General features: G+C 59.4%; 15 protein-coding genes. 5 read left to right on the top strand and 10 right to left on the bottom strand.

What is annotated here, in order from left to right; all coding sequences use genetic code 11:
• Window positions 1-56 precede the first annotated feature (56 nt).
• The 3 genes from algW to AB4O01_RS24935 all read left to right on the top strand — a co-directional run bounded on the left by algW (window position 57) and on the right by AB4O01_RS24935 (window position 4,140).
• Window positions 57-1,214 (top strand): Do family serine endopeptidase AlgW, encoded by a 1,158-nt coding sequence (gene algW / locus AB4O01_RS24945; protein WP_093436001.1) that lies wholly within the window; start codon window positions 57-59, stop codon window positions 1,212-1,214.
• 88 nt (window positions 1,215-1,302) lie between these two features.
• Window positions 1,303-3,408: a TonB-dependent siderophore receptor gene (locus tag AB4O01_RS24940; protein ID WP_460089888.1), complete on the top strand. Its 2,106-nt coding sequence runs from the start codon at window positions 1,303-1,305 to the stop codon at window positions 3,406-3,408.
• A 12-nt stretch (window positions 3,409-3,420) separates the two neighbouring features.
• Window positions 3,421-4,140: a DUF4198 domain-containing protein gene (locus tag AB4O01_RS24935; protein WP_460089887.1), complete on the top strand. Its 720-nt coding sequence runs from the start codon at window positions 3,421-3,423 to the stop codon at window positions 4,138-4,140.
• A 339-nt stretch (window positions 4,141-4,479) separates the two neighbouring features.
• On the opposite strand, the gene hisC is transcribed toward AB4O01_RS24935, so the two are convergent.
• The 10 genes from hisC to AB4O01_RS24885 all read right to left on the bottom strand — a co-directional run bounded on the left by hisC (window position 4,480) and on the right by AB4O01_RS24885 (window position 12,435).
• A complete protein-coding gene (gene hisC / locus AB4O01_RS24930; RefSeq protein WP_460089885.1) occupies window positions 4,480-5,532 on the bottom strand; it encodes a histidinol-phosphate transaminase in 1,053 nt (350 codons plus the stop codon).
• Window positions 5,533-5,535: 3 nt separating this feature from the next.
• Complete coding sequence (hisD, locus tag AB4O01_RS24925; protein WP_460089884.1) at window positions 5,536-6,873, bottom strand: histidinol dehydrogenase; 1,338 nt, start codon at window positions 6,871-6,873, stop codon at window positions 5,536-5,538.
• Window positions 6,874-6,998: 125 nt separating this feature from the next.
• Window positions 6,999-7,634, bottom strand: a complete 636-nt coding sequence (hisG, locus tag AB4O01_RS24920) for an ATP phosphoribosyltransferase (protein ID WP_007912384.1) — start codon at window positions 7,632-7,634, stop codon at window positions 6,999-7,001.
• 124 nt (window positions 7,635-7,758) lie between these two features.
• Window positions 7,759-9,024 carry a UDP-N-acetylglucosamine 1-carboxyvinyltransferase gene (gene murA, locus AB4O01_RS24915; RefSeq protein WP_007912385.1) on the bottom strand — a complete coding sequence of 422 codons (1,266 nt, stop codon included), beginning with the start codon at window positions 9,022-9,024 and terminating at the stop codon, window positions 7,759-7,761.
• A gap of 22 nt (window positions 9,025-9,046) precedes the next feature.
• Window positions 9,047-9,286 (bottom strand): BolA family protein, encoded by a 240-nt coding sequence (locus AB4O01_RS24910; protein ID WP_460089882.1) that lies wholly within the window; start codon window positions 9,284-9,286, stop codon window positions 9,047-9,049.
• Window positions 9,287-9,400: 114 nt separating this feature from the next.
• The gene (locus AB4O01_RS24905; protein ID WP_034154488.1) at window positions 9,401-9,706 is read right to left on the bottom strand and encodes an STAS domain-containing protein; all 306 of its coding nucleotides are present in this window, start codon (window positions 9,704-9,706) and stop codon (window positions 9,401-9,403) included.
• Window positions 9,703-10,350, bottom strand: a complete 648-nt coding sequence (locus tag AB4O01_RS24900; protein WP_007912390.1) for an MlaC/ttg2D family ABC transporter substrate-binding protein — start codon at window positions 10,348-10,350, stop codon at window positions 9,703-9,705. The genes AB4O01_RS24905 and AB4O01_RS24900 overlap by 4 nt, the downstream gene beginning before the upstream one ends.
• A gap of 11 nt (window positions 10,351-10,361) precedes the next feature.
• Window positions 10,362-10,829 (bottom strand): outer membrane lipid asymmetry maintenance protein MlaD, encoded by a 468-nt coding sequence (gene mlaD / locus AB4O01_RS24895; RefSeq protein WP_007912400.1) that lies wholly within the window; start codon window positions 10,827-10,829, stop codon window positions 10,362-10,364.
• Window positions 10,829-11,626 (bottom strand): lipid asymmetry maintenance ABC transporter permease subunit MlaE, encoded by a 798-nt coding sequence (gene mlaE, locus AB4O01_RS24890; RefSeq protein WP_003221704.1) that lies wholly within the window; start codon window positions 11,624-11,626, stop codon window positions 10,829-10,831. The genes mlaD and mlaE overlap by 1 nt, the downstream gene beginning before the upstream one ends.
• Window positions 11,626-12,435 carry an ATP-binding cassette domain-containing protein gene (locus AB4O01_RS24885; RefSeq protein ID WP_007912403.1) on the bottom strand — a complete coding sequence of 270 codons (810 nt, stop codon included), beginning with the start codon at window positions 12,433-12,435 and terminating at the stop codon, window positions 11,626-11,628. Before AB4O01_RS24885 ends, mlaE begins: the two co-directional genes overlap by 1 nt.
• Window positions 12,436-12,710: 275 nt before the next feature.
• Here AB4O01_RS24885 and AB4O01_RS24880 point away from each other — a divergent pair, with 275 nt between their 5' ends.
• Together AB4O01_RS24880 and AB4O01_RS24875 are read left to right on the top strand one after the other, a co-directional pair.
• On the top strand, window positions 12,711-13,685 hold the full coding sequence (locus AB4O01_RS24880) for a KpsF/GutQ family sugar-phosphate isomerase (protein ID WP_007912405.1): 975 nt from the start codon (window positions 12,711-12,713) through the stop codon (window positions 13,683-13,685).
• Window positions 13,685-14,209: a KdsC family phosphatase gene (locus tag AB4O01_RS24875; protein ID WP_095049755.1), complete on the top strand. Its 525-nt coding sequence runs from the start codon at window positions 13,685-13,687 to the stop codon at window positions 14,207-14,209. The genes AB4O01_RS24880 and AB4O01_RS24875 overlap by 1 nt, the downstream gene beginning before the upstream one ends.

Here is a 14,209-nt window from a genome sequence, read left to right as displayed (position 1 = left end):
ATGCGCGACATTATGGGCGGTCTGACCCCGCCTGCAACTTTTCCAGGACGTGCTTAATGCTCAAGGCGCTGCGTTTTTTCGGCTGGCCGTTGTTGGCCGGTGTGCTTATCGCTCTGTTGATTATTCAGCGTTACCCGCAGTGGGTCGGGCTTCCGAGCCTCGACGTCAACCTGCAACAGGCCCCGCAAACCACCAGCGTGCAACAGGGCCCGGTGTCCTATGCCGACGCGGTGACCATTGCCGCGCCTTCGGTGGTCAACCTCTACACCACCAAAGTCATCAACAAACCGGCGCATCCGCTGTTTGAGGATCCGCAGTTTCGGCGCTTCTTCGGTGACAACTCGCCAAAGCAGAAACGCATGGAATCGAGCCTCGGTTCAGGCGTGATCATGAGCCCGGAAGGCTACATTCTGACCAACAACCACGTGACCAGCGGCGCGGATCAGATTGTGGTCGCCCTGAAAGATGGCCGCGAAACCCTCGCGCGCGTCATCGGCAGCGACCCGGAAACCGATCTCGCGGTGTTGAAAATCGATCTGAAAACCCTGCCGGCCATCACTGTCGGCCGCTCCGACAACATTCGCATCGGCGACGTTGCATTGGCCATCGGCAACCCGTTCGGCGTTGGCCAGACCGTGACCATGGGCATCATCAGCGCCACCGGGCGTAACCAGTTGGGCCTGAACAACTACGAAGACTTCATCCAGACCGACGCGGCGATCAACCCGGGTAACTCCGGCGGAGCGCTGGTCGATGCCAACGGCAACCTTACCGGCATCAACACGGCGATCTTTTCCAAGTCCGGTGGCTCGCAGGGCATCGGCTTTGCGATTCCGGTGAAACTGGCAATGGAAGTGATGAAGTCGATCATCGAGCACGGTCAGGTAATTCGTGGCTGGCTCGGCATCGAGGTGCAGCCGCTGACCCAGGAACTGGCCGAGTCGTTCGGCTTGTCCGGGCGTCCGGGGATTGTCGTCGCGGGGATCTTCCGCGATGGCCCGGCGCAGAAGGCCGGCCTGCAACTGGGTGACGTTATTTTGAGCATCGATGGCGAGCCGGCCGGAGATGGTCGCAAGTCGATGAACCAGGTCGCGCGGATCAAGCCGACCGACAAAGTGACGATCCAGGTGATGCGCAACGGCAAAGAACTGAAGCTCACCGCGGAAATCGGCCTGCGTCCGCCACCGGCGCCAGTGAAAGAAAAAGAAGAATAAAACTTCGTTCGCGCCAAACGCGCTAATAAAAGACATTCTCAACAGGCATGTTATATTGTTTCAATTCTAAAAATTGGAACAACATAACATGTCGTCTCGAACAAAGGCTTCCCTGCTCGGCCTGAGCCTTGGTCTGCTGGTCGATCCAGCCTTCGCCGAAGAACCCAAGCCGCTTGAACTCGACGCCATCAGCGTCATCTCCGACTACGAATCGCCGACCGGCCCGGTCAAAGGCTACCGCGCCACACGCTCGTCCAGCGCGACCAAAACCGACACGGCGATCCGTGATATCCCGCAGGCGATCAGCGTAGTGCCCGCCAGCGTGCTCAAGGATCTGGGCAGCAGCAGTGTCGAGCGCGCGCTGGATTTCGCCGGCGGCGTATCCAAGCAAAACAACTTCGGCGGCCTGACGCTTTACGAATACAGCGTGCGCGGCTTCACCACCTCGGAGTTCTACAAGGACGGCTTCAGCGCCAACCGGGGTTATCCGAGCACGCCGGACGCGGCGAATATCGAGCGCATCGAAGTGCTCAAAGGCCCGGCCGCCAGTCTGTATGGTCGAGGCGATCCCGGCGGCACGGTGAACATCGTCACCAAAAAACCGCAGGCCGAAGCCTTCACCACTCTGCAAACCAGCGCCGGCAGTTGGGATCGCTATCGCACCGCGCTGGACGTCAATACACCGCTGGATGATGAGGGTGATGTGCTGTCGCGAATCAACCTCGCGGTTGAGGACAACCACAGTTTTCGCGATCACGTCGACAGCCAGCGCGTATTCGTCGCGCCCTCGATCAGTTGGCAATTGAACCCGGACACGTCGTTGCTGGTGGAAAGCGAAATCGTCCGCCACAGCTCGACCTTTGATCGCGGTATCGTCGCGCCCAACAATAAATGGAGCGGTGTTTCGCGCTCGACTTTCCTTGGCGAACCCAACGACGGCAACATCGATAATCACAACAATCTGCTTCAGGCCACGCTGGAACATCACCTCAACGACAGCTGGAAGCTGCGTCTCGCCAGTCATTACAAGGAAGGCAAACTCTGGGGCGATGCTTCGGAAAGTCGTCCATTGAACGCCAACGGCCACACCGTCAACCGCCGCTATCGCGAGCGCGACACCAATTGGCACGACAGCATCACCCAACTGGAACTGCGCGGCCTGTTCGATCTCGGCCCGTGGCAACACGAATTGCTGATTGGCACCGAGTACGAAAACTTCCGCAAGAACGAGCGCGTCACCACTATTGCTGGCGGCCCCTACGCCATCGACATCTACAAGCCGATCTACGGCCAACCGAAACCCAGCGGTGCGCGGTCGGGCACTGACTTCTTCGAACAGGTCGAAAGTCATGCACTGAACCTGCAGGACCAGATCGTCTTCACCGACAAACTGCGCGGGATGATCGGCGCACGCTTCGAGCATTTTGATCAGCACATCGACGATCACAGCCGCAACGCTACCAGCAACCAACGCCACGACGCGCTCACCCAGCGGGTCGGCCTGCTCTATCAATTGACGCCGAAAACCGGGCTGTTCGCCAACGCCTCGACCTCGTTCAAACCGAACAATGGCCTCGACGCCGCCGGCAAATCCTTCGACCCGGAAGAAGGCGTCGGCTACGAAGTCGGGATCAAGAACGAGCTGTTCGACGAACGCCTGAGCAGCACCCTCGCCTTCTTCCACATCGACAAAGAAAACGTTCTCGCCCTCGACCCGGCCACCGACACCAGCCGCGCCATGGGCAAGGCACGCAGTCGCGGCTTCGATTGGCAGGTCACCGGGCAAGTCACCGATGCGGTGCGAGTCATCGGCGCCTTCGCCTACATCGACGCCGAAGTGACCAAGGGCGACGCGGTGATTTCCACCGGCAGCCGCATCCTCGGCGTGGCCAAGCGTAGCGGCAGTCTGCTCGGTGTTTACGAATTTCAGGATGGCCATTTGCGTGGTTCGGACGTCGGTGCAGCGTTCACCTACGTCGGCGATCGCTCGGGAGAATCCGGCAGCGACTTCGAATTGCCGGCGTATCACACCGTCGACCTGCTCGCGCATTACAAGGCCAGCGACAACGTCACTGTCGGCCTGAACCTGAACAACCTCTTCGACGAGAAGTATTACGAGCGCTCCTACAGCAACTACTGGGTCAACCCCGGTGAGCCGCGCAACTTCACCGTCAGCCTGACTCTCAACCTGTAAAAGGACGTCACCATGCAATACGGCAAATCCCTTGTGCTTATCGCCGCGCTGTTCGCCGGTCAGGTCTCGGCCCATGGCCTGTGGACTGAGCAACGGCGCGGCAATATCGAAGTGGTCTACGGTCATGGCGCTGAGGACAACGCGTTCAAGGCGCAGAAGATCAGCGGCGCGTGGGCTTACGACGCGAGCGGCAAGATGATTCCGGTGAGCGTCGAGCGCCTGACGGATCACGCACGACTGAAACCACTGAAAGCTCCGGCCGTCCTGGCCGTGGCGCTGAACAACGGCATGTGGTCGCAGACTGCCGACAAAAAGTGGGTCAACGAAGGCCGGAGCAAAGTGCCGGGCGCTGTCGAAGCGACGCAGACGTTCAAATACAGCCTGGCGATTTATCAGCCGGGAGCGAAGTTGCCAAAACTGGATCAGATCAAATTGCTGATTGTGCCGGAGGTTGATCCGCTGACGGTCGGGCCGGGCAAGTCATTGTCGGTGCGGGTGTTGCTCGATGGCAAACCGGCGGCGGGTGTGAAGTTGATTGGCGATTATCGCAGTGCACCGAACACGTTGAGCACCGAGACTGACAAGGATGGTCGGGCGCAGGTATTGGTGAGGAATGAAGGGTTGAATGTGATTGCGGCGCAGGTTGAAGTGCCGGTGAAGGACAGTGCGGATGTGAACAGTCGCGGCTTGTTTAGCTCACTGACCTTCCTTGGCGAAGCGCATCACGAATAAGAGCAGACCCTCACCCCAGCCCTCTCCCGGAGGGAGAGGGAGCCGACCGCGTTGTCTTGCGAAGTACATCGACCTGAAAAACCGAGTCGATTATGGATTCGGTACAGCACTTTCACGTCGGCGAAACTCTGCAATATCCCCCAATCAGCCCCCTCTCCCTTTGGGAGAGGGGGCCGACCGAGTTGTCTTGCGAAGTACATCGACCTGAAAATCCGAGTCGATTATGGATTCGGTACAGCACTTTCACGTCGGCGAAACTCTGCAATATCCCCCAATCAATCCCCTCTCCCTCTGGGCGGTCCGACGTTTCGGGAGGGCTAGGGTGAGGGGCTTTTGCTTTTATAGGTCGCCAAGCCCGTCGATCAACGCCTGATTCTGCTCCGGCGTGCCAATCGAAATCCGCAGGAACTGCGCAATCCGCTCCTGCTTGAAGTGCCGCACAATCACGCCCTGCTCACGCAGCTTGGCCGCCAGCCCCGCCGCATCATGCTGCGGATGCCGGGCAAAAATGAAGTTAGCCGCCGACGGCAGCACTTCAAACCCCTTGGCCTGCAACTGTGCAATCACCCACTCACGGCTCTCGATGACCAGACGGCAGGTCTTGTCGAAGTGCTCACGATCTTCAAACGCCGCTGCCGCCCCGACAATCGCCAGACGATCCAGCGGATAGGAGTTGAAGCTGTTCTTGATCCGCTCCAGCGCCTCGATGAGATCGGGATGGCCGACCGCCAGACCAACGCGCAAACCCGCCAAAGAGCGCGACTTGGACAGGGTCTGTGTCACCAGCAGGTTCGGATAACGGTCCACCAGACTGATCGCCGTCTCGCCGCCGAAGTCGATGTACGCCTCATCCACAACCACTACCGAATCCGGGCTGGCCTTGAGGATCTGCTCAACCGCGTCCAGCGCCAGCAGGCAGCCGGTTGGCGCGTTCGGGTTAGGGAAGATGATCCCGCCATTCGGCTTGGCGTAGTCGGCCGGATCGATCTGGAACTGCGCGTCCAGCGGCACCGCATCAAACTCGATGCCGTACAAACCGCAGTAAACCGGATAGAAGCTGTAACTGATGTCCGGGAACAACAGCGGCTGATCGTGTTGCAGCAAACCGTGGAAAATGTGCGCGAGCACTTCGTCCGAACCGTTGCCAAGGAACACCTGATTGCTCTGCACACCGTAATACTGGGCGACGGCGGTTTTCAGCAGGTCGCTGTTCGGGTCCGGGTACAGGCGCAGGTTGTCATTCAGTTCGACCTGCATCGCTGCCAAGGCTTTTGGCGACGGGCCGTACGGGTTTTCGTTGGTGTTGAGCTTGACCAGTTTGGTCAGCTTCGGCTGTTCGCCCGGTACGTACGGCACCAGATCCTTGACGAACGGGCTCCAGAATTTGCTCATCGCTCAGTTCCCCTGCCCTTGTAGAAAGTCTTCGTCTTTGATGCGGTATTCAGCACTGCGCGCGTGGGCGCTCAGCGACTCGCCACGGGCCAATACCGACGCTGTTTTACCCAGCTCGGAAGCACCGGCCTCGGAGCAAAAGATGATCGACGAACGTTTCTGGAAGTCGTACACGCCCAGCGGCGAGGAGAACCGCGCGGTGCCCGAGGTTGGCAGCACGTGGTTCGGGCCTGCGCAGTAATCGCCCAGGGCTTCGGAGGTGTGACGGCCCATGAAGATCGCACCGGCGTGGCGGATCTGCGGCAGCCAGGCTTGCGGGTCAGCGACCGAAAGCTCCAAGTGCTCCGGTGCGATGCGGTTGGCGACTTCGATGGCTTGGGCCATGTCCTTCACGTGAATCAATGCACCACGGCCATTGATCGAGGTTTCGATGATGGTCGCGCGATCCATGGTCGGCAGCAGCTTGTCGATGCTGGCGGCGACCTTGTCGAGGAATTCGGCATCCGGGCTGACCAGAATCGCCTGGGCGTCTTCGTCGTGCTCGGCTTGCGAGAACAGGTCCATGGCGATCCAGTCCGGATCGGTCTGGCCATCGCACACCACGAGGATTTCCGAAGGCCCGGCGATCATGTCGATGCCGACCTGACCGAACACGTGGCGCTTGGCAGTGGCGACATAGATGTTGCCCGGGCCAACAACCTTGTCGACCTGCGGCACGCTTTCGGTGCCATAGGCCAAAGCAGCAACCGCTTGTGCGCCACCGATGGTGAACACCCGGTCGACGCCTGCGATGCATGCGGCCGCCAGCACCAGTTCGTTGATTTCACCGCGCGGGGTCGGTACGACCATGACCACTTCGGTCACGCCGGCGACCTTGGCCGGAATCGCGTTCATCAGCACCGACGACGGGTACGACGCCTTGCCACCCGGCACATACAGGCCTGCGCGATCCAGCGGCGTGACCTTCTGGCCCAGCACCGTACCGTCGGCTTCGGTGTAGCTCCAGGAATCCTGCTTCTGTTTTTCGTGATAGCTGCGCACACGGGCCGCGGCTTTTTCCAGGGCTTCGCGCTGGGGCACGGTGATGCGGGTCAAAGCCAGTTCCAGACGCTCACGCGGCAGGATCAGCTCAGCCATCGAAGCGACTTCAAGGCCATCAAACTTCTGGGTGAACTCGACCAGCGCCGCGTCACCGCGTTCGCGCACAGCCTTGATGATGTCCAGCACGCGCTGATTGACCGAGTCGTCAGACACACTTTCCCAGCTCAGCAGATGATCCAGATGATGCGCGAAATCCGGGTCAGCAGCGTTGAGTCGGCGAATTGCAGTCGGTGCGGTCATAGCGAGAGCCTCATAGGAATGGCAAAAACTCAGGCGCCCTAACTTAGCAGTCGTTTCCGCTTGGGCACCTGAGATTCTGGCTATGAGGCGGATAGACGGGCGTGACTTAACGTCGCGCAGGTGAATCAGCCGCGGTGTCGCGATTCCACTGCGTTGCGCAGGGTATCGATCAACGCCTGGATTCGGGCGTGTTGCATTTTCATCGAAGCCTTGTTGACCACCAGGCGCGAGCTGATCGTGGCGATCAGTTCCTGAGGTTCCAGGCCGTTGGCGCGCAGGGTGTTGCCGGTGTCGACCACGTCGATGATCTTGTCAGCGAGACCGATCAGTGGCGCCAGCTCCATCGAGCCGTACAGCTTGATGATGTCGACCTGACGGCCCTGCTCGGCGTAGTAACGCTTGGCCACATTGACGAATTTGGTCGCCACGCGCAGACGGCCTTTTGGCTCCGGCGCGCCGATCTTGCCGGCGGTCATCAGCTTGCACTGGGCGATCTGCAGATCCAGTGGCTCGTAGAGGCCCTGGCCGGTGTATTCCATCAACACGTCTTTGCCGGCAACGCCAAGGTCGGCCGCGCCATGCTCGACATAGGTCGGCACATCGGTGGCGCGCACGATCAGCAGACGAACGTCGTCCTGGGTCGTGGGAATGATCAGCTTGCGGCTCTTGTCCGGATTCTCGGTCGGCACGATGCCCGCTTCGGCAAGAAGCGGCAGGGTGTCGTCAAGGATGCGGCCCTTGGACAGTGCGATGGTCAACATGGGAAACGTCAGTCCTTATCAAGGTACTCATGTCCGGTCGCAATCGGCGCCGGACACACATCGAGCCGGAAACCGGCTCGACTCTTAAAATCAGTGGACACGTCCCTGTGTCCCAATGCAGCAATCAGCCCGGAACGCGACGGATCTTGGCGCCCAGCATCTGCAGTTTTTCTTCGATGCACTCGTAACCACGGTCGATGTGGTAGATGCGGTCGATCAAAGTATCGCCTTCGGCAACCAGTGCCGAGATTACCAGGCTGGCCGAAGCACGCAGGTCGGTCGCCATCACTGGCGCGCCTTTCAGAACTTCAGTACCGGTGACGATGGCGGTGTTGCCTTCGACCTGGATCTTTGCGCCCATGCGGTGCAGTTCGTACACGTGCATGAAACGGTTTTCGAAGATCGTCTCGATCACGGCACCGGTGCCTTCGGCAATGGCGTTGAGCGAGATGAACTGCGCTTGCATGTCAGTCGGGAACGCCGGGTACGGCGCGGTGCGCACGTTGACGGCTTTCGGACGCTTGCCGTGCATGTTCAGCTCGATCCAGTCTTCACCGCAGGTGATTTCTGCGCCGGCTTCACGGAGTTTTTCCAGAACGGCTTCGAGGATGGTCGGATCAGTGTCCTTGACCTTGACGCGACCGCCGGTCACGGCAGCGGCGACCAGATAGGTGCCGGTTTCGATACGGTCAGGCATGACCTTATAGAAAGCCGAACCCAGACGCTCGACGCCATCAATAGTGATGGTGTCAGTACCAGCGCCGGACACCTTGGCACCCATGGCGTTGAGGAAGTTCGCCAGGTCAACCACTTCTGGTTCACGGGCGGCGTTCTGCAACACGCTGCGGCCCTTGGCCAGAGCAGCGGCCATCATGATGTTCTCGGTACCGGTCACGCTGACGGTATCGAAGAAGAAGTGCGCACCGCGCAGGCCACCTTCAGGCGCCTTGGCCTTGATGTAGCCGCCTTCAACGTCGATCACCGCGCCCATGGCTTCGAGGCCACGGATGTGCAGGTCAACCGGACGCGAACCGATAGCGCAACCGCCAGGCAGTGCCACTTCGGCTTCACCGAAACGGGCAACCATCGGGCCCAGTACCAGGATCGACGCACGCATGGTTTTCACCAGTTCGTACGGCGCGATCAGGGTCTTGATGGTGCGCGGGTCGATTTCGACGCTGAGTTTTTCGTCGATCACCGGCTCGATGCCCATGCGACCGAACAGCTCGATCATGGTGGTGATGTCGTGCAAGTGCGGCAGGTTGCCAACGGTCACCGGGCCATCGCACAGCAGGGTGGCGGCCAGGATCGGCAGGGCGGAGTTTTTTGCGCCGGAAATGCGGATCTCGCCATCAAGACGAGCGCCACCGGTAATAATCAATTTATCCATAAGAATCTCGACGCCCTTAGGCTCAGGTGCGCTCGGCCCAGGCCGCGCTGCTGAAAAATTTCATAGTGACCGCATGGATGCTGCCATCGATGATCCATGGGTTCAAATGGGCATAGACCTGCTGCTGACGCTTCACCGGGCTCAACGCCGCCAGTTCATCGCTAATCACGTTCAGCAGGAAATTGCAGCCTTCGCCCTCAACTTCTACCAACGTTCCGGGCAGCTTTCCTTCAAGGAAGCTCTTCACTTCTACGGCCTGCATGCTCAACCTCAATCGGCGCCCTGTGCGCACGGGTCGGACATCATACAAAAAAGCCCCGCGCCTGCGAACCCCGCATGGCAGGACTCTGACGGGGGCTTCTTTATAGATGTGGGTTCAGGGGTGCGCCAACAGTTCGGTCAGTTCACTGACCTGAGCAATTTCGCGCATGTCTTCGGGCATCGCACGGATGCTGACAGCCTTGCCGGCCGCATTCGCATCGCGCATGAAGCACAGCAGCAACGATAAACCGACGCTGCTGGACTTCTTCACCGCCGAGCAATCGATCACCAGCGAAGAGGCCTTGCTGGACTTGATCAGCGCCTGGCCTTGCTTGCGCAGGTCAGCGCCGGTGCGATAGTCCAGCACTCCGCTAAGCAGAAGCTCGTCGACATCACTCATACGAACTGCGGCCTCATTCATTGCGCGGGGTTCTTTTCGGTGGCTTCTTTGGCCTTGGCCACTTCCCCGGCCCAACCATTGATGGTCTTGTCCAGATCGTTGCCATTGCGCTGCATCGCGTCGGCGAACTGATCGCGGAACAGTTTGCCGATGTTGATGCCGTTGATGATCACGTTGCGCAGTTTCCACTCGCCGTTGATCTTCTCCAGCGTGTACTGCACAGGATAGATTGCGCCGCTGCTGCCCTTGACGGTCATGTTTACGCTGGTGCGATCGCCCGATTCGTCCTTGGCAGGGTCAACGGTGATGCCCTGGTTGTTGTACTCAAGCAGAGCGTTGCCGTAGAACTGGAATAGGCCTTTCTTGAAGTTTTCCTGGAAGGTCTGCATCTGCGCCGGCGTGGCCTTGCGCGAGTACTTGACCGTCATGATGCTCTTGGAAATGCCTTCGGCATCCACCACTGGCCCGACGATGTTGTTGAGCGCCGTGTAGAAATCCGTCGGGTCCTGCTTGTATTTCTCTTTGTTGGCAGCCAGGTCGGCCAGCAACCGGGTGGTGGTGTCCTGCACCAGATCATGTGCCGAAGTCGCAGCAGCCACGGCGTTACCCATCAACGGCAAGGCCGCCAACAGCACCAACAGGCTGCGTCGCAAGATAGAGATCATTCAAAAGCTCCTCATTTGGCGTCTTTGCTAACGGTATTGAGCAGGAATTTACCGATAAGGTCTTCCAGTACCAGTGACGACTGCGTGTCATGGATGGTTCCACCATCCTTCAGCGGTTTGTCTTCTCCGCCTACGCTGATACCGATGTACTTCTCGCCCAGCAGACCAGCGGTCAGGATAGACGCTGTGGAGTCGGTCGGCAGGTTGTCGACCTTTTTATCCACTTGCAGGGTGACCCGACCGGTGAAGCTGTCGCGATCCAGATCGATCGCCGTGACCTTGCCGATGGTCACACCGGCCATGGTCACTTTGGCTCTGACCGTCAAACCGGCGATATTGTCAAAGTAGGCATAAAGTTTATAGGTGTCGGTGGTCGACGTCGGAGACAGACCACTGACCCGCAAAGCAAGCAGCAACAAGGCCAGGATCCCTGCCAGCAGGAACAGGCCGACACCGATTTCCAGGGTGCGGTTTTGCATCAGAAATCTCCAAACATCAAAGCGGTCAGAATAAAGTCCAGGCCGAGCACTGCCAGCGAGGCAAACACCACGGTCTTGGTGGTAGCACGACTGATACCCTCGGAAGTGGGCTCACAGTCATAGCCTTGGAATACGGCAATCCAGGTCACTACAAAGGCGAAAACAATACTTTTGATCACGCCATTGAGCACATCACTGGTGAAATTCACGCTGTTCTGCATGTTCGCCCAATAAGAGCCTTCATACACACCCAGCCAGTCGACAGCCACCCACGAGCCGCCCCAGATGCCTACCACGCTGAAAATCATCGCCAGCACCGGCAGAGAAATGAAGCCGGCCCACAGGCGCGGAGCAATGATGTACTTGAGCGGATCGACACCGATCATTTCCAGGCTGGACAGCTGTTCGGTGGACTTCATGTTGCCGATCTCGGCGGTCAGTGCCGAACCGGCACGACCGGCGAACAACAGCGCCGTCACCACCGGGCCGAGTTCACGCAGCAGGGTCAGCGCAACCATCTGCCCCACCGCCTGCTCCGAACCGTAGCTCGACAGAATGCTGAAACCCTGCAGCGCCAGCACCATGCCGATGAAGATCCCGGAAACAACAATGATCACCAGCGACATTACGCCGACCGAATGCAGTTGCTTGACCAGCAGGCCGAAGCCACCACTGATGCCACCGCGACCCAACAACGCGTGAAACAGAAACAGCGTCGCACGACCGAACACCGCGACGGCATCGATCGCCGCCTCGCCGAACCGGCGTACGCGTTCTATTAATGAAATTCTGCGCATCAGCGCTTCCCCAGAAGATCTGCGCGGTAATCCGTCGCTGGAAAATGGTACGGCACCGGGCCATCGGGATCGCCGGTCATGAACTGACGGATACGCGGCTCGTCCGAGTTCATCAACTCGTCCGGCGTACCCTGCCCCAGCACCTGACCATCACCGACGACATAGATGTAGTCGGCAATGCTCGCGGTTTCGGCCAGATCGTGGGACACCACGATACTGGTTATCCCCAGGGCATCGTTGAGCAGGCGGATCAGGCGGACCAGCACGCCCATGGCGATCGGGTCCTGCCCGACGAACGGTTCGTCGTACATGAGGATCTGCGGATCGAGCGCAATCGCTCGCGCCAGTGCGACGCGGCGCTTCATGCCACCGGACAGTTCGTCCGGCATCAGCTCGATGGCACCGCGCAGACCGACCGCCTGCAATTTGAGCAGGACGATGTCGCGGATCATTTCTTCCGGCAAATCAGTATGAACACGCAGGGGGAAAGCCACGTTCTCGAAAACATCGAGATCGGTGAACAGTGCGCCGCTTTGAAACAGCACACCCATGTGCTTTCGCGCATCGAACAGATCGCTGCGCGAAAGCGCAGGCAGGTTCTGGCCGTTGACCCAGACTTCGCCGCTGGCAGGGCGCAGTTGTGCCCCCATCAATCGCAGCAGCGTGGTCTTGCCACACCCGGAAGGTCCCATGATGCCGGTGACCTTGCCGCGCGGGATGCGAATATCGACGTTATTGAAAATGCTGCGCGCACCGCGCTTGAAGGAGACTCCCTTCAGCTCGACCGCGTAGGCGTTATCGGCACTCATCTAAACTCCTTGCGATGCAGCCTCTCACTCGGACGCCTGTCTTCACTTAAAAAGTACGTACATCCCGGGCAGGCCGAACTGGCGGCGAACTATATCACTGCAAAGGCTACGCGCCCAAGGCTTGTACCAGCCTGTGTTCGGCGATATGACAGGTGCGCAGGCTCTTTTCCCGGGTTTTGGTAACGAGTAATGACAAAGCACGACGAACTTGCGTGAGGCTTTGCAACATAACCGCTATAATCGCCGCCTTTTCATCGGGCTATACGATTTCTGACATGAGCCAATCCAGCGACCTGATTCAATCGGCACAACGCACCATCCAACTCGAAGTGGAAGCCGTACAAGGCTTGTTGCCCCATATCGACGCCGATTTCGTACGCGCTTGCGAGATGATTCTGGCCAGTAAAGGCCGTGTAGTCGTGGTTGGCATGGGCAAGTCCGGGCACATCGGCAACAAGATTGCAGCCACCCTGGCCAGCACCGGCACCCCGGCCTTTTTTGTCCACCCGGCCGAAGCCAGTCATGGCGACATGGGCATGATCACTCGTGACGATGTGATTCTGGCCCTGTCGAACTCCGGCTCGACCAATGAAATCGTAACCCTGCTGCCGTTGATCAAACGTCTGGGCATCCAGCTGATCAGCGTCACCGGCAACCCGCAATCGCCGCTGGCCAAGGCTGCCGAGGTCAATCTCAATGTTCATGTCGAGCATGAAGCCTGCCCGCTGAACCTGGCACCGACCTCGTCGACGACCGCAGCACTGGTCATGGGCGATGCGCTGGCCGTGGCACTGCTGGAAGCACGCGGCTTCACCGCCGAAGATTTCGCTTTCTCGCACCCGGGTGGCGCCCTCGGCCGTCGCCTGCTGCTGAAAGTGGAAAACGTCATGCACGCCGGACAAGAGTTGCCGCAAGTCCAACGCGGCACGCTGCTCAAGGACGCACTGATGGAAATGACCCGTAAAGGTCTGGGCATGACCGTCATCCTTGAAACCGACGGTAAACTCGCCGGGATCTTCACCGACGGCGACTTGCGCCGCACGCTGGATCGCAGCATCGACATCCGCAGCGCCACCATCGACCAGGTAATGACGGCCCACGGCAAGACTGCCCGCCCGGAAATGCTGGCCGCCGAAGCCCTGAAAATCATGGAAGATCACCGAATCAACGCATTGGTAGTCGTAGACGAGGAAGATCGCCCGGTCGGCGCCTTCAACCTCTCCGACCTGCTGCGCGCAGGAGTCATGTAATGAGCAACGATCTGCTGCAACGCGGCAAAGCGATCAAACTGGCGGTTTTCGACGTCGACGGCGTCCTCACCGACGGGCGCCTGTACTTCCTTGAAGACGGCAGCGAGTTCAAGACCTTCAACACCCTCGACGGTCAAGGCATCAAAATGCTGATGAACGCCGGCGTGCAGACCGCTATCATCAGCGGCCGCAAGACACCCGTCGTTGAACGTCGAGCGAAAAACCTGGGGATTCCCCACCTGTTTCAGGGCCGTGAAGACAAACTGGTCGTGCTCGACGGCCTGCTTGCGCAACTGGGCCTAAGCTATGAAGAAGTCGCCTACCTCGGTGACGATCTGCCCGACCTGCCGGTGATTCGCCGGGTAGGCTTGGGCATGGCCGTGGCCAACGCTGCCGATTTCGTCCGCGAACACGCCCATGGCGTTACCCGCGCCCGTGGTGGCGAAGGCGCCGCCCGCGAATTCTGCGAATTGATCCTGCGCGCCCAGGGCCGCCTCGATGCGGCCAACGCCGCGTACCTGTGA

It is taken from the genome of Pseudomonas sp. S2_E02 (assembly GCF_054668355.1).
The sequence above is the reverse complement of the archived record's forward strand: the minus strand, read 5'-3'. Positions and strand labels throughout refer to the sequence as shown.